At 71.7% G+C, this 21608-nt stretch carries 22 protein-coding genes; 13 read left to right on the top strand and 9 right to left on the bottom strand.

The window, feature by feature from the left end; genetic code table 11:
- Positions 1-71: 71 nt before the first annotated feature.
- The 4 genes from ACIBD9_RS18900 to ACIBD9_RS18885 form a co-directional block, all read right to left on the bottom strand.
- Entirely contained in the window at positions 72-683 is a 612-nt protein-coding gene (locus ACIBD9_RS18900) for a PadR family transcriptional regulator (RefSeq protein ID WP_387168783.1), read from the bottom strand.
- Positions 680-1504 carry a DUF4097 family beta strand repeat-containing protein gene (locus ACIBD9_RS18895; protein ID WP_396719259.1) on the bottom strand — a complete coding sequence of 275 codons (825 nt, stop codon included), beginning with the start codon at positions 1502-1504 and terminating at the stop codon, positions 680-682. Before ACIBD9_RS18895 ends, ACIBD9_RS18900 begins: the two co-directional genes overlap by 4 nt.
- 125 nt (positions 1505-1629) lie before the next feature.
- Positions 1630-2568 carry a lysophospholipid acyltransferase family protein gene (locus ACIBD9_RS18890; RefSeq protein WP_396719257.1) on the bottom strand — a complete coding sequence of 313 codons (939 nt, stop codon included), beginning with the start codon at positions 2566-2568 and terminating at the stop codon, positions 1630-1632.
- Positions 2565-3338 carry a GNAT family N-acetyltransferase gene (locus ACIBD9_RS18885; RefSeq protein ID WP_396719255.1) on the bottom strand — a complete coding sequence of 258 codons (774 nt, stop codon included), beginning with the start codon at positions 3336-3338 and terminating at the stop codon, positions 2565-2567. The genes ACIBD9_RS18890 and ACIBD9_RS18885 overlap by 4 nt, the downstream gene beginning before the upstream one ends.
- A 159-nt stretch (positions 3339-3497) precedes the next feature.
- Between ACIBD9_RS18885 and ACIBD9_RS18880 the strand changes: the two genes are divergently transcribed.
- The 7 genes from ACIBD9_RS18880 to ACIBD9_RS18850 all read left to right on the top strand — a co-directional run bounded on the left by ACIBD9_RS18880 (position 3498) and on the right by ACIBD9_RS18850 (position 13642).
- Entirely contained in the window at positions 3498-4145 is a 648-nt protein-coding gene (locus ACIBD9_RS18880; RefSeq protein WP_396719253.1) for a hypothetical protein, read from the top strand.
- A 141-nt stretch (positions 4146-4286) separates the two neighbouring features.
- Positions 4287-5222, top strand: a complete 936-nt coding sequence (locus ACIBD9_RS18875) for an ATP-binding cassette domain-containing protein (protein WP_387168797.1) — start codon at positions 4287-4289, stop codon at positions 5220-5222.
- On the top strand, positions 5219-6043 hold the full coding sequence (locus tag ACIBD9_RS18870; protein WP_238659492.1) for an ABC transporter permease subunit: 825 nt from the start codon (positions 5219-5221) through the stop codon (positions 6041-6043). Before ACIBD9_RS18875 ends, ACIBD9_RS18870 begins: the two co-directional genes overlap by 4 nt.
- A 255-nt stretch (positions 6044-6298) precedes the next feature.
- Positions 6299-10054: a multifunctional oxoglutarate decarboxylase/oxoglutarate dehydrogenase thiamine pyrophosphate-binding subunit/dihydrolipoyllysine-residue succinyltransferase subunit gene (locus tag ACIBD9_RS18865; protein ID WP_396719250.1), complete on the top strand. Its 3756-nt coding sequence runs from the start codon at positions 6299-6301 to the stop codon at positions 10052-10054.
- Positions 10055-10183: 129 nt separating this feature from the next.
- Entirely contained in the window at positions 10184-10369 is a 186-nt protein-coding gene (locus tag ACIBD9_RS18860) for a DUF6104 family protein (protein WP_030490374.1), read from the top strand.
- Between the two features lie 91 nt (positions 10370-10460).
- The gene (gene pta, locus ACIBD9_RS18855) at positions 10461-12530 is read left to right on the top strand and encodes a phosphate acetyltransferase (protein ID WP_396719248.1); all 2070 of its coding nucleotides are present in this window, start codon (positions 10461-10463) and stop codon (positions 12528-12530) included.
- Positions 12527-13642 carry an acetate/propionate family kinase gene (locus tag ACIBD9_RS18850; RefSeq protein ID WP_396719246.1) on the top strand — a complete coding sequence of 372 codons (1116 nt, stop codon included), beginning with the start codon at positions 12527-12529 and terminating at the stop codon, positions 13640-13642. Before pta ends, ACIBD9_RS18850 begins: the two co-directional genes overlap by 4 nt.
- Positions 13643-13757: 115 nt before the next feature.
- On the opposite strand, the gene ACIBD9_RS18845 is transcribed toward ACIBD9_RS18850, so the two are convergent.
- Positions 13758-13931, bottom strand: coding sequence for a hypothetical protein (locus ACIBD9_RS18845; protein ID WP_238677859.1), 174 nt, complete (start codon positions 13929-13931; stop codon positions 13758-13760).
- Between the two features lie 157 nt (positions 13932-14088).
- On the opposite strand from ACIBD9_RS18845, the gene ACIBD9_RS18840 reads away from it, so the two are divergent.
- Complete coding sequence (locus ACIBD9_RS18840) at positions 14089-14985, top strand: alpha/beta hydrolase family protein (protein WP_396719244.1); 897 nt, start codon at positions 14089-14091, stop codon at positions 14983-14985.
- A 28-nt stretch (positions 14986-15013) separates the two neighbouring features.
- Positions 15014-15205, top strand: coding sequence for a hypothetical protein (locus ACIBD9_RS18835; protein WP_396719242.1), 192 nt, complete (start codon positions 15014-15016; stop codon positions 15203-15205).
- On the opposite strand, the gene ACIBD9_RS18830 is transcribed toward ACIBD9_RS18835, so the two are convergent.
- Entirely contained in the window at positions 15162-15548 is a 387-nt protein-coding gene (locus tag ACIBD9_RS18830) for a MerR family transcriptional regulator (protein WP_396719240.1), read from the bottom strand. The genes ACIBD9_RS18835 and ACIBD9_RS18830 overlap by 44 nt on opposite strands.
- Before the next feature lie 90 nt (positions 15549-15638).
- On the opposite strand from ACIBD9_RS18830, the gene ACIBD9_RS18825 reads away from it, so the two are divergent.
- Together ACIBD9_RS18825 and ACIBD9_RS18820 are read left to right on the top strand one after the other, a co-directional pair.
- On the top strand, positions 15639-16688 hold the full coding sequence (locus ACIBD9_RS18825; RefSeq protein WP_396719238.1) for an aldo/keto reductase: 1050 nt from the start codon (positions 15639-15641) through the stop codon (positions 16686-16688).
- 88 nt (positions 16689-16776) lie between these two features.
- The gene (locus ACIBD9_RS18820) at positions 16777-17742 is read left to right on the top strand and encodes an alpha/beta hydrolase family protein (RefSeq protein WP_396719236.1); all 966 of its coding nucleotides are present in this window, start codon (positions 16777-16779) and stop codon (positions 17740-17742) included.
- Between the two features lie 123 nt (positions 17743-17865).
- Here the strand turns inward: ACIBD9_RS18820 and ACIBD9_RS18815 are convergent, their stop codons facing one another.
- The 3 genes from ACIBD9_RS18815 to ACIBD9_RS18805 form a co-directional block, all read right to left on the bottom strand.
- Positions 17866-18828: a zinc-binding dehydrogenase gene (locus tag ACIBD9_RS18815; RefSeq protein WP_387168820.1), complete on the bottom strand. Its 963-nt coding sequence runs from the start codon at positions 18826-18828 to the stop codon at positions 17866-17868.
- A gap of 36 nt (positions 18829-18864) precedes the next feature.
- Positions 18865-20043, bottom strand: coding sequence for an NADP-dependent malic enzyme (locus tag ACIBD9_RS18810; RefSeq protein WP_396719234.1), 1179 nt, complete (start codon positions 20041-20043; stop codon positions 18865-18867).
- 145 nt (positions 20044-20188) lie between these two features.
- Positions 20189-20539, bottom strand: a complete 351-nt coding sequence (locus ACIBD9_RS18805; RefSeq protein WP_238687480.1) for a S24/S26 family peptidase — start codon at positions 20537-20539, stop codon at positions 20189-20191.
- Between the two features lie 84 nt (positions 20540-20623).
- Here ACIBD9_RS18805 and sodN point away from each other — a divergent pair, with 84 nt between their 5' ends.
- Both sodN and ACIBD9_RS18795 read left to right on the top strand, forming a co-directional pair.
- Positions 20624-21028 carry a superoxide dismutase, Ni gene (sodN, locus tag ACIBD9_RS18800; RefSeq protein ID WP_203149355.1) on the top strand — a complete coding sequence of 135 codons (405 nt, stop codon included), beginning with the start codon at positions 20624-20626 and terminating at the stop codon, positions 21026-21028.
- Entirely contained in the window at positions 21025-21600 is a 576-nt protein-coding gene (locus ACIBD9_RS18795) for a GNAT family N-acetyltransferase (protein ID WP_396719231.1), read from the top strand. Before sodN ends, ACIBD9_RS18795 begins: the two co-directional genes overlap by 4 nt.
- The last annotated feature ends 8 nt before the right edge of the window (positions 21601-21608 follow it).

Genomic DNA, 21608 nt, shown 5'->3' with positions numbered 1-21608 from the left:
GACATCACTGCGCCAGCGCTGGACGCTTCCTGCAAAAAGGCTGTGAGTCGCCGGACGCTCGGCGACGTCGCTCAGCGCAGCAGGCGACGCAGCCCGTCGAGGGCACCGTCGAGCAGTCGGATCGCGGTGCGCAGCTGGGTGTCGCTGAACTGTCGGGCACGCATCAGCCGCCCCACCTCGGCGGTGAACGCGGCCAGCCGCTTGTCGAGTTCGTCGAGCAGCTCGGCCTGCGGCCCGGCTGTCGACGCCGGCCGGGGCGGCGGTGTGGGCGCCTCCCACCGGGCCCGCCGGGTCTGCCGGGTGGCCTCGCTCAGCTCCCGCTTGAGGTCGCGGACCGATCCGCGTACCTCGCTGCGGATCTCGCCAGCCAGGCTGGAGAGGTCCGCCACGGAGGCCGCGATGTCCGTTTCCAGCGCGGTCAACTCGCCGGCCCGTTGGCGCAGCTCCGCCCGGCCGGCGTCGGTGATGTCGTACGTCTTGCGGCCGCCGGCCGCGGTGTGGCTGACCAGGCCCTCGACCTCCAGCCGTTGCAGGCGGGGGTAGATGGTGCCGGCGCTGGGCGCGTACAGCCCGAGGAAGCGATCCTCCAGCAGGCGGATCAGCTCGTACCCGTGCTTCGGGCCGTCGTCGAGGAGCTTGAGCAGGTAGAGCCGGAGCCGCCCGTGGCTGAACACGGCGGTCACGGCAGCTCCTCCCCATCGTCGTCGACGGCTCGGGCGAGCAGGGCGATGCTCCCCGAGGTCGCGGAAGCCCAGAGCTTACCTTCGCCGGCACCGAGGACCCCCTCGCTGCTGGGCAGTGGGAACGTCGACGTGCGCACCTGCGGAAAGCCGCTGGTGATCCGGCCGGAGGCGGTGTTCAGCTGGACGGCGAGGTCGCTGTCCGCGCGGACCCGGACGGTGATGCTGCCCGAGATGGTGGTCAACCGGATCTCGCTGCCCCGGGGGTTGTCCAGGTCGCAGGTGATGGCGCCGGAGACGGTCTGCGCCCGCACCCGGTCGACGGCGCTGTCGGCGAGGATGACCTCTCCGGAGACCGTCTCCAGGGTGAGGTCGCCGCGGACGCCGAGCGCCTCCACCGGCCCGGAGGTGATCTTCGCGGAGGTGTTGCCGCGCAACCCCATCAGGGTGATCTGACCGGCGACGACGTGGACCGTGGTCTGCCGGCGCAGGCCGGAGGCGACAAGCGAGCCCGCGACCAGGCCCAGATCGGCGAGGACGTCGGCGGGCACGGCGACGGAGACGTCCACCCGTGGGTAGCGGTGGATCATCCGGAACCACCGCAGGACGTCCGACCAGCCCCGACCGCGCTCCTGCCGGATGCTGAGCCGGCCGTCGGTGTGGTCGATGAGGACCGGCCGACGGCCGACCTGGGTCACGTCGATCCGGGTCGGCCCGTCGGTGGCGACCACGTTGAGCCGTCCACTGATCAGTCGAACGTCCAGCCGGATGACCGGACCGTCCAGGGTGAGCCGCTGCGGGCTCTCGACCGTCCATCCGGCCATGGCGTCCCCCTCTCGACGACGCGCGGGAGGCACGCCGATCAGGAGGAGAATGTAACGCGATACATCGCGACACCACAAGACAGGTCGCGAGTTGGTAGCCGGCTCGGCGGTCGGCGTCGCTCCCCTCAGGCCGCCAGGTCCAGCCCCCGATCGGCGACCGGCGTCCGCAGGGGAACGGCGGGGGTCACCGTCGGCACCGGCCGCAGCCGGGTCCGCGCCACGGCGCTCGCCGTCGGCAACAGGTGTACGGCCGACTCGGCGGCCCGGGCCAGCAACCTCCGATCGGCGTCACGGGCCGGGTGCAGCGCGCCGGCGATCGTCACCGAGACCACCAACTCCCGTGCCGTGACCACCCGTGCCACCGAGCGCAGCAAGGTGTCCGCACCGAGGAAGGCGGCCGCTGTGGTGGTCGACCCGGTGGCCTCGCAGCGATAGCTGAGTCGCAGCGGCACCACCGGGCTGCCCGTGTCGATGGCCGCCTGGAACGTCGCGGGCCGGAAACCACCGCCGGGGCGGCAGTCGGTGGCGCCGTTCCCGGCGCACCACGTCGTACCCTCCGGAAAGACCGCCACCGAACGCCCGGCGCGCAGCGCGTCGGCGACCCGCCCGACGGTCCTCGGCAGCTCCAGCGGCCGGGAACGGTCCACGAAGACCGTGCCCGCCGCCGCGGCCAGCAGACCGACCACCGGCCAGGAGCGGATCTCCCGCTTGGCCACCATCCGGGTGGGCGCGACCGCCAGCACCGCGAGGATGTCCAGCCAGGAGACGTGGTTGGCGACCAGCAGCGCGCGCCGCCGGGGCAGCCGACCCTTGACCACGAGGCGGACGCCGAAGGCGCGGGCGGTGCCCCGTGCCCAGCCGCCCACCAGCGCCTGCCGTTCCCGGGTGGGGAGCACGGGCAGCAGCAGCACCACGGCGATCCCGGTCAGCAGCATGCCGAGCGCGGCGACCAACCGGAGCACCCGGCGGGCCACCGGCACCGTCGGCACCTCGCCGGCCGCCGGCAGGCAGTCGTCGTCGCAGCCCGAGGAGGGCCGCCACAGGTCACGCGGCACGGCGGTCACCGCTGCTCTCCGCCCAGGAAGTGCCGCAGGTAGCGCGGGTTCATCCGGTCCAGCGAGAAGAGGACGTAGAAGTCCGCGCACCCGAAGTCGGGGTCGTACGACGGCTCACCGCAGATCCACGCGCCGAGCCGGAGGTAGCCCCGCAGCAGCGGCGGAACCGCGACCCGCCCGGCCGGGGCGGCGGCGACCGGGCCGGCGGCAGCGGCCTCGGCGAACCAGGGCCGCAACGGGCTGACCCGCAACGGCGGCGGCGACAGGTGCCGGGCCTGGGCCTGGGTCCACACCTCGGCGACCGTCCGCCCGGCGTCGGCCACCGGCACCGACGCGCAGCCGCCGAGCCAGCGGGAGCCGCGCAGGTGCAGGTACCGGATGATGCCCGCCCACATCAGGTTGATCACCGCGCCGGTGCGGTGGTCGGGGTGCACGCAGGACCGACCCGCCTCGACCAGGTCGCCGCCGAGGGGGTCGAGCGGGCTCAGGTCGAACTCGTCCTCGGCGTAGCGCCGATTGGTACGCCCCGGCGGCAACAGCCGGTACGTGCCGACCACCTCGCCGGTGCTGTCCTCGCGGACGATCAGGTGGTCGCAGTACGCGTCGAAGGGGTCCACGTCCAACCCGGCCCCGCCGGGTAGGAGGGTGGCGCCGAGCTCGGTGGCGAACACCTCGTGGCGCAGGCGTTGCGCGGCCGCGACCTGGGTGGGGTCGTCGGCGATCAGCAGGGTGTATCCGCTGGTCTTCAGGGGTGTGCCAGCGGCATGCAGAACGGCCATGGGATCTGTGTAGGTGCCCGGGTTGCCATTCACGGGGACCACCGGTGTCGATCGGATGAACGCCGGCAGGCGAGACCGCTAGCGACGCCCGGTGCAGACCGTGCGAGGCTGCCCGGGCAGGCCGGCGAAGGCGCCGACACGCACCATCGGAGGTCGACGATGCGCATCGAGTCCCGCTACAACGGGCCCGCCGGCTCGGGCAACGGCGGCTGGAGCGCGGGGATCTTCGCGGCCGGGGCGGGCGGCGGTGGGCCGGTCGAGGTGACGCTGCGCCGGCCGCCACCGCTGGAGACCGAGCTGACCCTGGCCGACGGCGAGGTCCGGGACCCGGCCGGCGAGCTGGTGGCCGAGGTACGCCGGGCCGGCGTGATCGATGCCGTCGTACCCCCGGTCGACCTGGAGACGGCGGTGGCCGCCGCGGCCCGCTACCCCGGCCTGGTCGAGCATCCGTTCCCCAGTTGTTACGTCTGCGGGCCGCAGCGGGCCGACGGGCTGCGGATCTTCCCCGGCCGGCTGCCGGATGGCCGGACCGCCGCGCCGTTCCACGCACCCGAGCGGGTCAGCGGGGCCACGGTCTGGGCGGCGCTGGACTGCCCCGGCGGTTGGGCGGTGCTCGCGCCGGGCCGCCCGTACCTGCTGGGCCGGATCGCCGCAGTGGTGGCGGCGCTGCCCGAGCCGGGCGACGAGTGCGTGGTGACCGGGGCGTTGCTGCGCGTCGATGGGCGCAAGGCGCTCGTGCACACCAGCCTGTACGGCCCGGACGGCGCATTGCTCGGGGCGGCCCGGGCAACCTGGATCGCCCGCTGAGCCCGGCCGTCGTCCGCAGGGATGACACGCCTCCACCCCGCGACGGAGACGAACGTACCGATCGCGCCTGATTGACCTTGTTGCCACGGGCCGTCACGCTGTGCCACGGCGTACCTCGACGCCACACACGGGAGGAGAACGATGACTGACGGGCAGCGAAGCCCCACCAGCGACGGTCAGATCGTGGTGTCCGGTCTGACGAAGCAGTACAAGAGCGTCCGGGCGGTGAACAACCTGTCCTTCACCGTGGCGCCGGGGCGGGTGACCGGCTTCCTCGGCCCGAACGGCGCCGGCAAGACCACCACGCTGCGCATGCTGCTGAACCTGGTCACGCCAACCGCAGGCACGGCCACCATCAGCGGCCAGCGGTACGCCGACCTCGCCGACCCGCTGCGGCAGGTCGGAGCGGTGCTGGAAGCGTCCAGCGCGCACAAGGGCCGCACCGGCATCAACCACCTCCGGGTCATCTGCGCGGCGGCCGGGCTGCCCAAGCAGCGGGCCGACGAGGCGCTGGCCCTGGTCGGGTTGAGCCCGGCGGCGAAGCGCAAGTTCAAGGGTTACTCGCTGGGCATGAAGCAGCGGCTCGGCATCGCCGCCGCGATGCTCGGTGACCCCCGCGTGCTGATCCTCGACGAGCCGGCCAACGGGCTGGACCCGGAGGGCATCCGGTGGATGCGTGGGTTCCTGAAGAACCTCGCCCACGAGGGCCGTACGGTGCTGGTCTCCAGCCACCTGCTGTCGGAGATGCAGCTGCTCGCCGACGACGTGGTGATCATCGCGGCCGGGCAGCTGGTCCGGCAGGGTCCGGTCGAGCAGGTGCTCGGGTCGATGGCGCAGGGCGCCCGGGTCCGGGTCCGCACCCCGCAGGCCGAGGCGCTGACCGCCGCCCTGAAGGCACAGTCGGCGACGATCGAGACCGACGAGCACGGCGTGCTGCTGGTCGGCGGGGTGGACGCCCCGACGATCGGCCGGTCCGCCCTCGCGGCCGGGGTGGAGCTGCACGAACTGACCACCGAACGGCCCGATCTGGAACGGGTCTTCCTGGAGCTGACGGCCGGAAAGGCGGGCATCCGATGAACCTGGTCCGATCCGAGCTACTCAAGATCCGCACCACCAACACCTGGTGGATCTTCGCGCTGATCAGCCTGCCGCTCTGGGCGCTCACCCTGCTCATCAACTGGTTGCAGGCCGACACCCTGACCAGTGGCAACCTCGGCGACGTGCCGCCCGACCAGGCCGACACCTTTGCGGCGGCGGCCCACCCGGACGCCCTGTCGTCGAACCTGTTCACCACCGGGCAGTTCTTCGGCCTGCTGATCGTGATGCTGCTCGGCATCATCGTGGTGACCAGTGAGTTCTTCCACCAGACGGTGACCACCACGTTCCTCACCAACCCGCACCGCACCGCCGTGATGAGCGCCAAGCTGGTCGCGGCCGGCGTGCTGGCGCTGCTGTTCTGGCTGGTCACCACCGCGTTCAACCTGGTCGCCGGTTCGGCGGTGCTGAGCGCGATCGGGATGGAATCCCAACTGGGCAACGACGCGGCCTGGCGGGCGATCGGGCTGAACCTGCTCGCGTACCTGCTCTGGGCGGTCTTCGGCGTCGGCATCGGCGTGCTGATCCGCAGCCAGATCGGCGCCACCGTGACCGGCATCCTGCTCTACCTGGGCGGCTCGATCGGCGCCATCGTGGTGATCAGCATCCTGGCCGAGCGCTGGGGTGACTGGATCAACAACCTGCAACTGCTGGTGCCGTCGCTGGCCTCGTCACTGATGGTCACCGGGGCGGACATCCCCGGCAACCCGCCGCGCTGGGCCGGCGCCGCCGTGCTCATCGGGTACGCGGTGGTGACCGGCGTGGTCGGCACCCTGCTGATGCGTCGACGCGACATCTCCTGACGGTCCCGGGGTGGCGGCGGCACGGCCGCCACCCCGGATCCCGTAGCAGTCGTCTGCCGTAGCAGTCGTCGACGGGGCGCGCAGGCGTTGCTGAACTTCTGGCATCTTCTGTGAAACCGGCCACGGGACCGAGGCGGAAATGCCTGCGGGATCGGTACGGCGTAGCCTGGGAGCCGTCCAGTCCGTGCTCCTAACCGGGCGCGACGGACACACCGCGTGCCACACAAACCCGCGTGAAAGAGGCGATTACCGGCCGTGTCGACCCAGCAGACTTCGCAGGAGAACCCACTGGCGGGTTTCGGCCCGAATGAGTGGATCGTCGAGGAGATGTACCAGCGCTACCTCGCCGACCCATCGAGCGTCGATTCGGCCTGGCACGACTTCTTCGCCGACTACCGACCGGCACCGGGCGCGGGGACCCCGCGCGGCGCCGAATCGTCGGACAAGCCGGCCGCCGCTCCCGAGCCCGACGGCCAGCCGGAGGCAGCCGCCACGGTCGCCCAGCCGAGCGCCCCGGCCAAGCCGGCGACCGCGAGCAAGCCGGCCGCCGCCCAGCCCGCGCCGGCCAAGCCCGCCGCTCCGGCCGCGCCCAAGGCCACGCCGGAGAAGGCCGCCCCGGCCAAGCCGGCCGCCAAGGCCGCCGCGCCGAGCGCCGACGGCGCGCAGACCACGCCGTTGCGGGGCGTCGCCGCGAAGATCGTCCAGAACATGGACGCCTCGCTGAGCGTGCCCACCGCGACCAGCGTGCGCGCGGTCCCGGCCAAGCTGCTGGTGGACAACCGCATCGTGATCAACAACCACCTCGCCCGTGGGCGGGGCGGCAAGGTCAGCTTCACCCACCTGGTCGGCTACGCGATGGTGCGCGCGCTGGTCCAGCACCCCGAGATGAACAACTCCTTCGCCGAGGCCAACGGCAAGCCGGCGGTGGTCCGCCCGGCACACGTCAACCTCGGCATCGCGATCGACCTGGCCAAGCCGGACGGCAGCCGCAACCTGGTGGTCCCCTCCATCAAGGGCTGCGAGCAGATGGACTTCCGGCAGTTCTGGCAGGCGTACGAGGACGTGGTCCGACGGGCGCGGCGTAACGAGCTGACCATGGAGGACTACTCCGGCACCACGATCTCGCTGACCAACCCGGGCGGCATCGGCACCGTGCACTCGATGCCGCGGCTCATGCAGGGGCAGAGCGCGATCATCGGCGTCGGCGCGATGGAGTACCCGGCCCCCTACCAGGGGATGTCCGAGGCCACCCTGGCCGAGCTGGCGGTCAGCAAGATCATCACGCTGACCAGCACGTACGACCACCGGATCATCCAGGGCGCGCAGTCCGGCGAGTTCCTCAAGGTGATGCACGAGCTGATCCTGGGCGAGCACGGCTTCTACGACCAGATCTTCACCGCGCTGCGCATTCCGTACGAGCCGGTGCGCTGGATGCGCGACGTCGCGGTCAACTCCGAGGGTCAGATCAACAAGACCGCCCGGGTGCACGAGCTGATCCACGCGTACCGGGTGCGCGGTCACCTGATGGCCGACACCGACCCGCTGGAATTCAAGATCCGCAAGCACCCCGACCTGGACGTCCTCCAGCACGGGCTCACCCTGTGGGACCTGGACCGCGAGTTCCCGGTCAACGGCTTCGCCGGCCGGCAGCGGATGAAGCTGCGCGAGATCCTCGGCGTGCTGCGCGACTCGTACTGCCGCCGGGTCGGCATCGAGTACATGCACATCCAGGACCCGGAGGAGCGGCGCTGGGTCCAGGAACGGATCGAGCGCAAGTACGAGAAGCCGTCCGCCGACGAGCAGAAGCACGTGCTCAACCGGCTCAACGCGGCCGAGGCGTTCGAGACCTTCCTCCAGACGAAGTACGTCGGCCAGAAGCGCTTCTCGCTGGAGGGCGGCGAGTCGCTGATCCCGCTGCTCGGTGAGGTGCTGGAGTCCTCCGCCGAGAACGGGCTGGACGAGGTCGTCATCGGCATGGCCCACCGGGGTCGGCTCAACGTGCTGGCCAACATCGTCGGCAAGCCGTACGAGAAGATCTTCTCGGAGTTCGAGGGTCACCTGGACCCGCGCTCGACGCAGGGCTCCGGCGACGTGAAGTACCACCTGGGTCAGAACGGCAAGTTCACCACTCCGGACGGCGAGCACGCGGTCAAGGTGTCGGTGGTGGCCAACCCGTCGCACCTGGAGGCCGTCGACCCGGTGCTGGAGGGCATCGTCCGGGCCAAGCAGGACCGGATCGACCTCAAGCTGGAGGGCTACACCGTGCTGCCGCTCGCGGTGCACGGTGACGCCGCCTTCGCCGGGCAGGGCGTGGTGGCCGAGACGCTCAACCTGTCGCAGCTGCGCGGCTACCGCACCGGCGGCACCGTGCACGTGGTGGTCAACAACCAGGTCGGTTTCACCACCGCCCCGGAGTACAGCCGGTCCAGCCTCTACAGCACCGACGTGGCCCGGATGATCCAGGCGCCGATCTTCCACGTGAACGGCGACGACCCGGAGGCCGTGGTCCGGGTGGCCCGGCTGGCGTTCGAGTACCGGCAGACGTTCAACAAGGACGTCGTGATCGACATGGTCTGCTACCGCCGGCGCGGGCACAACGAGGGCGACGACCCGTCGATGTCCAACCCTCAGATGTACAAGATCATTGACTCGAAGCGCTCGGTCCGCAAGCTCTACACCGAGGAGCTGATCGGCCGCGGTGACATCACCGTGGAGGACGCGGAGGAGCTGCTGCGCGACTACCAGGCGCAGTTGGAGAAGGTCTTCAAGGCCACCCGGGACGCCGCCTCGGCACCGCGCCAGCTGAACCGGCCGCGCCGCGAGGAGGAGCCGGAGCCGCAGGTCGACACCGCCACCGACGCGTCCGTGGTCAAGGCCATCGGCGAGGCGCACATCAACCTGCCGGAGGGCTTCACCCCGCACAAGCGGATCCAGCAACTGCTGGACCGGCGGGCCAAGATGTCCGTCGAGGGCAACATCGACTGGGGCTTCGGCGAGATCATCGCGCTCGGGGCGCTGCTGCACGACGGGGTCACCGTCCGGCTCGCCGGCCAGGACTCGCGTCGCGGCACGTTCGTGCAGCGGCACGCCTCGGTGGTCGACTCCCGCACCGGCGACGACTACCTGCCGCTGAAGTCGCTCACCAGTGACGGCGAGCGCTCCCGGTTCTTCGTGCACGACTCGCTGCTCAGCGAGTACGCGGCGATGGGCTTCGAGTACGGCTACTCGGTGGAGAACATCAACGCCCTCGTCGCCTGGGAGGCCCAGTTCGGCGACTTCGTCAACGGCGCCCAGTCGGTGATCGACGAGTTCATCTCGTCCGGTGAGGTGAAGTGGGGCCAGCGCTCCGCCATCACCCTGCTGCTGCCGCACGGCCACGAGGGTCAGGGCCCGGACCACACCTCCGGCCGGCCGGAGCGGTTCCTGCAGATGTGCGCCGAGGACAACATGCGGGTGTCCATCCCGACCACCCCGGCGAACTACTTCCACCTGCTGCGCCGTCAGGCCCTGTCGCCCAAGCGCAAGCCGCTTGTGGTGTTCACGCCGAAGTCGCTGCTGCGGCACAAGCTCTGCGTCTCGTCGGTGGAGGACTTCACCACCGGCACCTTCCAGCCGGTGCTGCGCGACACGGCCGCCCCGGCATCGGAGGCGGTGAAGCGGGTGCTGCTCTGCTCCGGCAAGGTCTACTACGACCTGTTCCAGGCCCGCCAGGAGCGCGGCGTCACCGACACCGCGATCCTCCGGCTCGAGCAGCTCTACCCGCTGCCGGTGGAGGAGATCCGGGCCGCGCTCGCGCAGTTCCCGAACGCGGAGGACTTCGCCTGGGTGCAGGAGGAGCCGGCCAACCAGGGTGGCTGGTCCTTCGTCGCGCTCAACCTGCTGGAGCACCTCACGGACGTGCGGCTGCGACGGATCTCCCGCCCGGCCGCGGCCGCCCCGGCGGTCGGCTCGGCCAAGACCCACGAGGTCGAGCAGAACGCGCTGATCGAGGCGGCTCTCCCCCGCCCGTGACCTGACCTGAGCACGGAGCCGGGGCAGAACCGTTTCACCACGGTCCTGCCCCGGCTCTCGTAGGTCCCCGCCGGTCCACCACCCACCCACCGCCCGGTCCGGAGCCGGGCCGAGCACGAGGACGTACCCATGTACTTCACCGACCGCGGCATCGAGGAGTTGGTCGAGCGCCGGGGCGAGGAGCAGGTGACCCTGGAGTGGCTGGGCGAGCGCCTGCGCGACTTCGTGGACCTCAACCCCGACTTCGAAACCCCCATCGAGCGCCTGGCAACCTACCTGGCCCGCCTAGACGACCCCGACGACGAAGACGCCTAACCCGTTCCGTACCCGGTGATCAAGAAGTTTCGGTCACGATGAGGGCCGGAGCTGACGCAAACTTCTTGATCAACGGGCAGGGGGTGGGAACGTGGCTCGGAGTGTTTACCTCACGAGCGTGGGGTCCGGCGGGGGCAAGTCGACGATTGCCCTCGGGCTGGCGGAGCTGCTGTCCCGCCAGGTCGGACGGATCGGCGTGTTCCGGCCGCTGGTGGCCGACAGCGGCCAGGACCCGATCCTCGCCCTGCTCAGCGAGCGGTACCGGGTCGAGGTGCCGCTGTCCGAGTTGGCCGGGGCGAGCTACGCCGAGGCCGCGGCGCTTGTCGCCGACGGTCGACGGGAGGAGCTGATCTCCGCCATCGTCGAGCGCTACCGGGCGGTGGAGCGGCAGTGCCCGGCGGTGGTCGTGGTGGGCAGCGACTTCGACGACCCGGGCGATCCGGCCCGCCCCCGGGAGCTGGCCTTCAACGCCCGGCTGGCCACCGAGTTCGGCAGCGTGGTGGTGCCGGTGGTGGACGGCTTCGGGCAGGAGCCTGCGGCGGTCGCGTCGGCCGTGCGGGGGGCGTACCACGATCTGGCCGACCTGGGCGCGACAGTGCTCGCGGTGATCGCCAACCGGGTGACCGAGCCGATGACGCTGCCCGACCTGCCGGTGCCCGCGTACGCCATCCCGGAGGTGCCGAGCGTCTCGGCGCCGACGGTGGCCGAGGTGGCGGCGGCGCTCGGCGCCACCCTGCTGGCCGGGGACGACGCCGCGCTCGGTCGCGACGTGCTGGACTTCGTGGTCGGCGCGGCGCATGTGCCGACCCTGCTGGGCCACCTCACCGAGGGCGCCCTGGTGATCACCCCTGGGGACCGGGCCGACCTGCTCGTCGCCGCGAGCGCGGCGCACGTGGCCGGGCAGGTGTCGGTGGCCGGGCTGGTGCTCACCCTCGGCGAGCAGCCCGACCCCCGGGTCATGCGGCTGGTGGAGGGGCTCAACACCGGGCTGGCGGTGCTCTCCGTACGCAGCGACAGCTACGACACGGTGGCCGCGTCCAGTCGTATCGAGGGTCGGCCCAGCGTGGCCAATCCCCGCAAGGTGGAGGCCGCGCTCGGCGCGTTCGAACGTTGTGTGGACACCGACGACCTGGCTCGTCGGCTGCGGGTCAGCCGGTCGGCGCGGGTCACCCCACTGATGTTCGAGAACGAGCTGATCGACCGGGCCCGCTCCAAGCCCCGGCACCTCGTGCTGCCGGAGGGCACCGACGAGCGGATCCTGCGCGCGGCGGAGATCCTGCTGCGCCGTGGGGTGGCTGAGCTGACGGTGCTCGGCCGGCCGGACGACATTGCCCGGCGCACCCGCGAACTGGGCATCGACCTCGGCGACGCGCAGGTGGTCGACCCGGTCACCAGCGGGTGGCGCGACGACTTCGCCGCCGAGTACGCCCGGCTGCGCGCCCACCGTGGCGTCACCGCCGAATTGGCGCACGACATCGTGGCGCAGCCCAACTACTTCGGCACACTGATGGTGGCCACCGGCCGCGCCGACGGCATGGTCTCCGGTGCGACGCACACCACCGCCGCGACCATCCGACCGGCGTTCGAGATCATCCGTACGCTGCCGGACGTCTCGGTGGCCTCCAGCGTCTTCTTCATGCTGCTCGCCGACCGGGTGCTGGTCTACGGCGACTGCGCGGTCAACCGCGACCCGGACGCGGCCCAGCTCGCCGACATCGCGATCTCGTCGGCCGACACCGCCGCCCGGTTCGGCATCGAACCCCGGGTGGCCATGCTGTCGTACTCCACGGGCAGCTCCGGTGCGGGCGCGGACGTGGAGAAGGTCGCCGCGGCCACCGCGCTGGTCCGGGAGCGCCGGCCCGACCTGCTGGTCGAGGGGCCCATCCAGTACGACGCGGCGATCGACCCGGCGGTGGCGGCGACGAAGCTGCCGGGCAGCCCGGTCGCCGGCCACGCCACGGTCTTCATCTTCCCGGATCTGAACACCGGCAACAACACGTACAAGGCGGTGCAGCGTTCCGCCGGGGCGGTCGCCGTCGGCCCGGTCATGCAGGGCCTGCGCCGTCCGGTGAACGACCTGTCCCGGGGCGCCGGAGTGCCGGACATCGTCAACACGGTGGCGATCACCGCCATCCAGGCGGCCACCGAGGAGGCGTCGTGAGTCGGGTGCTGGTGCTCAACTGCGGGTCGTCGTCGGTGAAGTGGCGCCGCTACGACGGTGACCGGGCGCTCGACCACGGCACCGTCGAGCGGATCGGTGAGCCCGGTGGCGGCCCGGCGGACCACGCCGACGCGGTCCGGCAGATCCTGGACGGGCTGGACCTGACCGGGCTGGCGGCGGTCGGGCACCGGGTGGTGCACGGTGGCCGGACGTTCAGCGCGCCGGTGCTGGTCGACGACGCGGTGCTGGCCGCGATCAAGGACCTGGTGCCGCTCGCCCCGCTGCACAACCCGGCCAACCTGGCCGGCATCGAGGTGGCCCGCGCGGCGCTGCCGGACGTCCCGCAGGTCGCCGTCTTCGACACCGCGTTCCACCACACCCTGCCGGAGGCCGCCGCGACGTACGCGATCGACCGGGACACCGCCGAGCGGTACGACATCCGCCGGTACGGCTTCCACGGCACCTCGCACGCGTACGTGTCCCGGCGCACCGCCGAGTTGCTGGGCCGCCCCTACGAGCAGGTCAACACGATCACCCTGCACCTGGGCAACGGGGCCAGCGCCTGCGCGGTGGCGAACGGTCGCAGCGTCGCCACCTCGATGGGCATGTCCCCGTTGCAGGGGCTGGTGATGGGCACCCGCAGCGGCGACGTGGACCCGACAGTCATCTTCCACCTGCGCCGGGAGGGCGGGCTGTCGGTGGACGACATCGACGACCTACTCAACCACCGCAGTGGCCTGCTCGGGCTGACCGGCGTCAACGACATGCGCGAGGTGCTCGAACGCCGAGCGGCCGGTGACCGGGCGGCGGCGCTGGCCTTCGACGTGTACTGCCGGCGCATCACCGAGTACGTCGGGGCGTACTACGCGCTGCTCGGCCGGGTCGACGCGATCACCTTCACCGCCGGGGTCGGCGAGCACGCCGCGCCGGTGCGGGCTGCCGTGCTGGCCGGCCTGGGCCGGCTCGGCATCACCGTGGACGACGCCCGCAACGACGGCGAGGGCGACCGGTTGATCTCGCCCGATGGTGCCGAGGTGAGCGTCTGCGTCATCCGCACCGACGAGGAGCGGGAGATCGCCCGGCAGACCCGGGACGTGGTCGCGGCGGCCTGACGCCACTGCGGCGCACACCCCCGGGAGGCCCGAGGGTGCGCGCGAATCGGTAGATCCGTTCAGCCAGTCGCCAGCCAGGCGACTCGATCAGCCGGTCGCCAGCCAGGCGACAGGATCAGCCAGTCGCCAACCAGGCGACGAGTGCCACCAGCACCACGACGACCACTGCCGCACCGATGATGAGCGGCAGGCGGGACGGGGCCTCCGTCGGCGCCGCGGCCTCCGGCGTCTGGTTGAAGGCGCGGAACGCCTCGGTGTTGCCGCTGGGGTCCGTGTAGTTCTCAGGCATGTCGGTGACCCTAGCGAAGCTGGTCACGCGGCACCGTCCCCGGCCCACGGCGTCCCAGGGGTGGACCCGGCCGGCGGAGGTGACCCGACCGGGTGGCGTAAGCACCCGAGCCAGACGGCGGGGCCGCTACGCCCGCCCGGGCACCTACCGTGGAACGATGGGGGCGGGCCGGCTGATGGCCGTACTGGTGACAGCGCTGCTGGCCGGTTGTGCGCCGGCCACGGCCGTGGCCGGCGGGGCCACCGGGCCGGTGTCGGCGCGCCGGGCGCCCGAGGGGTCGTACGCCGTCGGCGTGCGTACGCTCACCCTCGATCCGCGCTCGGCGCGCCCCCTGCCGGTGACGATCTGGTATCCGGCGTCGACCGGTCGGGTGGCGGCCGGGCGGTTCCCGGTGGTGGTCTACAGCCACGGGCTGGGCAGCCTGCCCGAGCTGCACGCCGGCCTGACCACCCGCTGGGCGGCGGCCGGTTTCGTGGTGGCCGCACCCGCGTACCCGCACACCCGCCAGGGTGCCGCCCACTTCACCCGGGCCGACGTACGCCACCAGCCGGCCGACGCCTGGCGACTGATCCGGTACCTGGGCGGCCTCGACCGGAACCGCGCCGATCCCCTCGCCGGGCACCTCGACCTGACCTCGGTCGCCGCCGCCGGGCACTCGGCGGGCGGCTTCACCACCACCGGCATGTTCAGCGAGGGCCACCCGGCCCCGCTGCGCGCCGGGATCGTGATCGCCGGCGGCGGGCTGCCGGGCAGCTTCGCCGGGCCGGCCGCGCCGGTGCTCTTCGTGCACGGCACGGCCGACCCGGTGGTGCCGGTGACGGTCGGCCGGGCCGCGTACGCGCGTAACCCCGGGCCGGCCGCGTTCCTCAGCCTGCTCGGCCAGGACCACGGCGCCTACCTCACGCCGGGCCACCCGGGTTTCGCCCCGGTCCTCGCCACCACCACCGACTTCCTGCGCTGGACCCTCTACGGCGACCGCACCGCCGGTGCCCGCCTACCCGCCGACGCCCACTCCCCCACCCTGACCAGTTACGAGTCCCGCCCGGCCCACTGACCCGGCCGACGCACCCACTGCCCGCGGGATGCTGGACGCCCCGCCCGGCCGGATCGGCCCGCTCACCGTGCCGACCATCTCGGTGGCGGCCCAGATCGAGTTCAAGCAGATGTACCCGGTCTGGATGCCGGAACGCCCCCGCCGCCCGAAGGACGCCGACGACCTGGTCCGGCTGCTCACCGTTCCGGGTCGAGCAGATCCTCGTACACCCCGACCTTGAAGGTGATCAGGTCCAGACACTGGGTGAGCCTGTCGAGCTGGGTGGTGACCTGCCCGTGGTGCTCGCGCAGCAGCGCGAGTCGTTCCTCCTCGTTGCCGGCGCCTTCCCGAACGAGCTCGGCGTAGCGGCGGAGCGCGGGAAGTGGCATGCCGGAGGCGCGAAGGATGATGCAGACGCCCAGCCAGTCCACGTCGTCCTCGGTGTAGCTGCGCCGCCCACCAGGCCCCCGGCGCACCGGGCTGACGAAGACGCCCTGCTGCTCGTAGAAGCGGAGGGTGTGCACGCTCAAGCCGGTGCGTTCGGCGACCTGACCGATGCTCAAAGTCGCGGTGACCTCAGCCATGCCGAGCAGGGTAACGAGGGTTGACCTAGAGCCGACTCTAGCTCCTAGGGTGCGCGGTGATCGTCACTCAATCAGCCAAGGAGCATCGACATGCGCTATCGCACCCTCGGCGGCACCGGCATCGAGGTCAGCACCCACTGCCTCGGGACCATGATGTTCGGCGCCGTCGGCAACCCCGACCACGACGACTGCGTCCGCATCGTCCACACCGCCCTCGACCAGGGCATCAACGTCGTCGACACTGCCGACATGTATGGCCGGGGTGAGTCCGAGGAGATCGTGGGCAAGGCGCTGCGGGGGCGCCGGGACGACGTCGTGCTGGCCACCAAGGTGCACTTTCCGATGGGCGAGGGCCCCAACCAGGGTGGCAACTCGCGGCGGTGGATCCTCAAGGCCGTCGAGGGCAGCCTCCGGCGGTTGAACACCGACTGGATCGACCTCTACCAGATCCACCGTCCCGACCCCTCGACCGACATCGAGGAGACCCTCTCGGTGCTCACCGACCTCGTCCGCGACGGGAAGATCCGCGCCTTCGGCTGCTCGACGTTCCCGGCCGAGGAGATCGTCGAGGCGCACCAGGTGTCCGAGCGTCGTGGCCTCGGACGCCTCCGCACCGAACAGCCGCCGTACTCGATCCTGGCCCGCGGGGTCGAGGCGTCGACCCTCCCGGTCTGCCAGCGCTACGGCATGGGAGTGCTGGTCTGGAGCCCGCTCGCGTTCGGGTTCCTCAGCGGCAGGTACCGCAGGGACCAGCCCATCGACTTGTCGACCGGGCGGGCCGTGCTCCGGCCGGCGCAGTTCGACCCCACGATCGCCGAGAACGCCGCCAAGCTCGACATCGTGGAACAGCTCGTCGACCTCGCGGCGAGCATCGGCTGCACGCTCCCGCAGCTCGCCATCGCCTTCACCGTGGCGCATCCGGCCGTCACCTCGGCGATCATCGGACCGCGAACCATGCCGCAACTGGAGGACCTGCTCAAGGGCGCCACGCTCACCCTGGACGACGCGACCCTCGACCGGATCGACGAGATCGTCCCGCCCGGAACGAACCGGTACAACCCCAATGCCGCCTTCCCCCCGCGCGCACTGACCGACACCGCACGACGGCGACGCCCGCTCGCCGAACGGGCCGCGGCCTGATGTCGGCCGCGCGGCGCCAGGTGAGCGGTCGAGCACACCGCGCCGAAGTCCGCCGGGCACGTCAGCGGGGCAAGGCACAATCGGAGTCATGCCACGTCGCGTCACCCCCGCCATGCTGGCCAGCGCCGTGCTCATGGCCGGTCTGGTCGGCTGCTCGGCGGACGCCAGGAACACCGAGGGCCAGCAGGCGCCCGTCGAACCACCGCCCGCCGCCACGCCGACACCGCAGGTTCCGCCCGGAAAGGCACCGCAGCGTGCCTTCGCGGTCGGCGTACGCCAGCTGAAGCTGAACCGGGACGGCCGCGCGCTGCCGACGACGCTCTGGTACCCGGCGGCCGGGCAGTCCGGCGGCGCGGCCAAGCGGTCGGCGACGGCGGCGGAGGGCCGGTTCCCGGTGGTGATGTTCAGTCACGGCCTGGGTGGGCGGCCGGACGACTACGCCACGCTGCTGACCCGCTGGGCGGCGGCGGGTTTCGTGGTGGCCGCACCGACGTTCCCGCACACCTCCCGAGGCGCGGACAACAACGTGCTCGACGTGCTGAACCAGCCCGCCGACGTGTCGTACGCCTTAGATCAGGTCTTGGCGTTGGACGGCAAGGCCGGCGACGCGTTGCGGGGCCGGTTGGACGGCGAGCGGGTGGCCGCGGCCGGGCACTCGGCGGGCGGGGTGACCACCATCGGCCTGTTCACCGCGAGCCGGGACGAACGGCTGGACGCGGGTGTGGTGTTCGCGGGCACGGCGCTCGGCGTGGGCACCGCGTTCGCCGGTGCGGCCGCCCCACAGTTGTTCGTGCACGGTGAGTTGGACGAGGTGGTCGAGTACGCGGCGGGCAAGGCCGCGTACGACAAGGTGCCCTGGCCAAAGGCGATGCTGAGCCTGCCCAAGGGCGACCACGGGCGGGCGCTGCTCGGCGACGGCGCGACGCTGCGGGTCGTCTCGGACACGTCGGTCGAGTTCCTGCGCTGGTCGCTCTACGGCGACCCGGACGCCAAGAAGCGCATCTCCACCGACGCGACGCGCGGCGACATCGCCACCTTCGACGACCACCTCTGAGGCCCGCCGGTCGACTGACCGAAGATCCGCCCAACATCAGGGATGTTGCTGCCTTACCGCGCCAGGAGGCAGCAGTTTCCCTGATGTTGGGCGGATCTTGCCGCGAACGCCCGGAGCCGGGGGTCAGGCGGTGTGGTCGATGACGACCTTGCCGAAGGCGTCGCCGGAGTGCAGTCGGGCGAAGGCGTCCTCGACCCGGCTGAACGGGATGACGCTGTCCACCACCGGGCGCACCTCGTTGTCGGAGCAGAACGCCAGCAGCTCGTACAGCTCGCCGGGCGTGCCCATCGAGGTACCCAGGATCTCCAGCTGCATCGCGAAGACCCGGCGCAGGTTGACCGACGGCTCGTGCCCGGCGGTCGCGCCGGAGACCACGATCCGGGCCATCGGCGCGGCCGACTTCAGCGAGTGGTCGAAGGTGGCCGCGCCGACCGTCTCGATCACCACGTCGACCCGTTCCGGCAGCCGGGCACCGGGCTCCACGGCGATGGCGCCGAGGGCCGAGATCCGGTCCCGCTTGACGGCGTCGCGGCTGGTCGCGTACACCCGCTTGCCCATGGCGACGGCGAGCGCGACGGCCGCGGTGGCCACGCCACCGCCCGCGCCCTGGACCAGCACGCTGTCGGCGTCCGCGACGCGGCCCTTGGTGGTCAGCATCCGCCACGCGGTCAGCCAGGCCGTGGGCAGGCACGCCGCGTCGGTCGCCGCCATGCCGTCGGGCAGCGGGATCAGGTTCGATCGGGGTACGGCCACCCGCTCGGCGAGCGTCCCGGCAAAGTGCTCGGAGAGGATGGAGACCCCGCGCGGGTCACCCGGAGTGACGACCACCGGGTAGACGACCACCAGGCGCCCCTCCGGGTCCAGGCCGACCGCGTCGCAGCCGAGGATCATCGGCAGCTGGGCCTCGGTGAGACCCACCCCACGCAGCGACCAGATGTCGTGGTGGTTGAGCGAGGTGGCCCGCAACTGCACGGTCACCCAGTCGTCGGCCGGAGGGGTCGGCTCGGGCCGCTCGCCGACGGTGAGCGCGGCGAGCGGATCGGCGTCGTCGAAACGGGAGGCAAAGGCAGCACGCATGATCGGCACGGTAACAAGCTGAGCGCTCGTTAAGAAGGCGTGCGCTCAGCGGCGGGCGACGCCGTCGCGGCGGGCGGCTTCGGCGACCGCCTCGGCCACGGCCGGCGCGACGCGCGGGTCGAGCGGGGACGGGACGATCGCGTCGGCGGTCAGGGACTCCGCCACCACACCGGCGATGGCGTCCGCCGCGGCGACCTTCATTCCCTCGGTGATCCGGGTGGCACCGGCGTCCAGCGCGCCGCGGAACACCCCGGGGAAGGCCAGCACGTTGTTGATCTGGTTGGGGTAGTCGCTGCGCCCGGTGGCCACCACCGCGACGTGCCGGGCGGCCACCTCGGGGTGCACCTCGGGGGTCGGGTTCGCCAGCGCGAACACGATCCCGCCTGGCGCCATTCCGGCCACCGCGGCCTCGGGAATCTGCCCGCCGGAGACCCCGACCAGCACGTCCGCGTCGCGCAGCGCCTCGGTGATGTCGCCGTGGCGGCCCTCGGCGTTGGTGCTCGCCGCCAGCTCGGCCTTGGTGCCGGTCAGTTCGGTGCGGTGCCGGCCGATGATCCCCTTGGAGTCACAGACCACCACCTGGTCGGGGTTGACGCCCCCGGCGATCAGCATCTTCGTCACGGCCACGCCGGCCGCGCCCGCACCGCTCACCGCCACCCGCAGGTCACCGAGCTTGCGGTCGAGCAGCGTCGCGGCGTTGCGCAGCGCGGCGAGCACCACGATCGCGGTGCCGTGCTGGTCGTCGTGGAAGACCGGGATGTCCAGCGCCTCGTCGAGCCGACGTTCGATCTCGAAGCAGCGCGGCGCGCTGATGTCCTCCAGGTTGATCCCACCGAACGAGGGCGCCAGCGCCCGCACCACCGCGACGATCTCGTCCACGTCCTGGGTGTCCAGGCACACAGGCACCGCGTCCACCCCGGCGAACTGCTTGAACAGCACCGCCTTGCCCTCCATCACCGGCAGCGCGGCCCGGGGGCCGATGTTGCCCAGCCCGAGCACCGCCGAGCCGTCGGTGACCACCGCGACCGTGTGCGACACCCAGGTGTAGTCGTCCACCAGGGCGGGGTCGGCGGCGATCGCCTCACACACCCGGGCCACCCCCGGGGTGTACGCCAGGGAGAGGTCCTCCCGGCTGGTGAGCGGCACGGTCGAGGTGACGGCCATCTTGCCGCCCCGGTGCAGCAGGAAGACGGGATCAGCGGGGTCCACGGTGGACGAAGACATGGTGGTGACTCCAGGATCTGTCGAGCAGATGTGAGGCGGCCGGCCACGCCGCGAGGTGGGCGGCGAGCGGTGGCACGCGGTGCGGGGGGTCACCCGGGCACTTTCCGAGCATAGTGTCGACACCACCCCTCGGATGTGAGCAGGGTCATAACTGACGGCGAGGCACCCGTCCGGGGCGCGGCCAGTAGCGGGCCACCACCCGTCCGCGCACGTCGGCCACCCCGTACGCCCGGGAGTCGTCGGTGATCAGGTCGTTGTCGCCACGCAGCCACCAGCCGCCGTCCTGCGGCCGGACCGCACGCTTCACCACCAGCAGATCGGGCCGGGTCCGGAAGACCGCGACCACCACGTCGCCGGCGCGAATCGGGCGGCCACCGGGACGAACCAGTACCGCGTCGCCATGCCGCAGGGTCGGGGCCATGGACGGGCCGGTCACCAGAACGGCGGTCAGCGGCCCGCGCAACCGGGGCACCTCAGCCGGGTGATCGGCGGCCACTGGTTTCACCTCCACCCGGTTCGGGGAGCATTCCCAGGAGTAATGTCGCCTTTGATCATCGCAAACTTCCCATGGAGGATCCCGATGCGACTTCCGCGCATCCTTGCGCCCCGCGTCACCGCGAGCGCTCACTGCGACCTGCCGTGCGGTGTCTACGACCCGGCTCAGGCCCGGATCGAGGCCGAATCGGTCAAAATGATCTGCGAGAAGTACCAGGCGAACACCGACCCGGAGTTCCGCACCCGCGCCATCATCATCAAGGAGCAGCGCGCCGAGCTGGTCAAGCACCACCTCTGGGTGCTCTGGACCGACTACTTCAAGGCCACGCACTTCGAGAAGTACCCGCAGCTGCACCAGCTGTTCAACGAGGCCACCAAGCTCGCCGGCGCCGGTGGCGTCAAGGGCAGCCTCGACCCGGCCACCGCCGACAAGCTGCTCGGAAAGATCGACGAGATCTCGAAGATCTTCTGGGAGACCAAGAAGGCGTGACCTCACCGGTCATCCCGACGATCCGGCCGGCACGTCCCGAGGACGTGCCGGCCGTCGTCGCCATGGTGCACGAGCTGGCCGAGTACGAACGCGCCCCGCAGCAGTGCCACCTCACCACCGAGCAGCTGACCGCAGCCCTGTTCACGACTGCTCAGGGTCGCGGCGTGGCGTCAGACGCGCCGAGCTGGAGCGGTCGTACGACTGCTCCGGCGCTCTTCGGTCACGTCGCGGTGGACGAGCACGACGAGCCGGTCGGCTTCGCGCTGTGGTTCCTCAACTTCTCCACCTGGGCCGGCGTGCACGGCATCTACCTGGAGGACCTCTACGTCCGGCCGGCCGCCCGGGGCACCGGCGCCGGCCGACTGCTGCTCGCGACGTTGGCCGACATCTGCGTACGACGCGGCTACCGGCGGCTGGAGTGGTGGATGCTCGACTGGAATCCGGCCGCCGGCTTCTACGCCTCGATCGGCGCGGAGCAGATGAGCGAGTGGATTCCGTACCGACTCAGTGGCGACGCGCTCCGCGAGCTGGCCGACCAGGCCACCACCGCCGGCACGCGTACGGGCGACTGACCGGGTAG

Source organism: Micromonospora sp. NPDC050784, from assembly GCF_044456765.1.
GTDB lineage: Bacteria > Actinomycetota > Actinomycetes > Mycobacteriales > Micromonosporaceae > Micromonospora > Micromonospora foliorum.
Note: the sequence above shows the minus strand (reverse complement) of the source record. Positions and strands in the feature narration are given on the sequence as shown.

Coding starts and splice junctions, on each gene's coding strand:
- ACIBD9_RS18895 (WP_396719259.1), bottom strand. CDS start 1,504: ATGGCCGGATGGACGGTCGAGAGCCCGCAGCGGCTCACCCTGGACGGT.
- ACIBD9_RS18885 (WP_396719255.1), bottom strand. CDS start 3,338: ATGGCCGTTCTGCATGCCGCTGGCACACCCCTGAAGACCAGCGGATAC.
- ACIBD9_RS18880 (WP_396719253.1), top strand. CDS start 3,498: ATGCGCATCGAGTCCCGCTACAACGGGCCCGCCGGCTCGGGCAACGGC.
- ACIBD9_RS18875 (WP_387168797.1), top strand. CDS start 4,287: ATGACTGACGGGCAGCGAAGCCCCACCAGCGACGGTCAGATCGTGGTG.
- ACIBD9_RS18870 (WP_238659492.1), top strand. CDS start 5,219: ATGAACCTGGTCCGATCCGAGCTACTCAAGATCCGCACCACCAACACC.
- ACIBD9_RS18860 (WP_030490374.1), top strand. CDS start 10,184: ATGTACTTCACCGACCGCGGCATCGAGGAGTTGGTCGAGCGCCGGGGC.
- ACIBD9_RS18845 (WP_238677859.1), bottom strand. CDS start 13,931: ATGCCTGAGAACTACACGGACCCCAGCGGCAACACCGAGGCGTTCCGC.
- ACIBD9_RS18840 (WP_396719244.1), top strand. CDS start 14,089: ATGGGGGCGGGCCGGCTGATGGCCGTACTGGTGACAGCGCTGCTGGCC.
- ACIBD9_RS18835 (WP_396719242.1), top strand. CDS start 15,014: ATGCTGGACGCCCCGCCCGGCCGGATCGGCCCGCTCACCGTGCCGACC.
- ACIBD9_RS18830 (WP_396719240.1), bottom strand. CDS start 15,548: ATGGCTGAGGTCACCGCGACTTTGAGCATCGGTCAGGTCGCCGAACGC.
- ACIBD9_RS18825 (WP_396719238.1), top strand. CDS start 15,639: ATGCGCTATCGCACCCTCGGCGGCACCGGCATCGAGGTCAGCACCCAC.
- ACIBD9_RS18820 (WP_396719236.1), top strand. CDS start 16,777: ATGCCACGTCGCGTCACCCCCGCCATGCTGGCCAGCGCCGTGCTCATG.
- ACIBD9_RS18810 (WP_396719234.1), bottom strand. CDS start 20,043: ATGTCTTCGTCCACCGTGGACCCCGCTGATCCCGTCTTCCTGCTGCAC.
- sodN (WP_203149355.1), top strand. CDS start 20,624: ATGCGACTTCCGCGCATCCTTGCGCCCCGCGTCACCGCGAGCGCTCAC.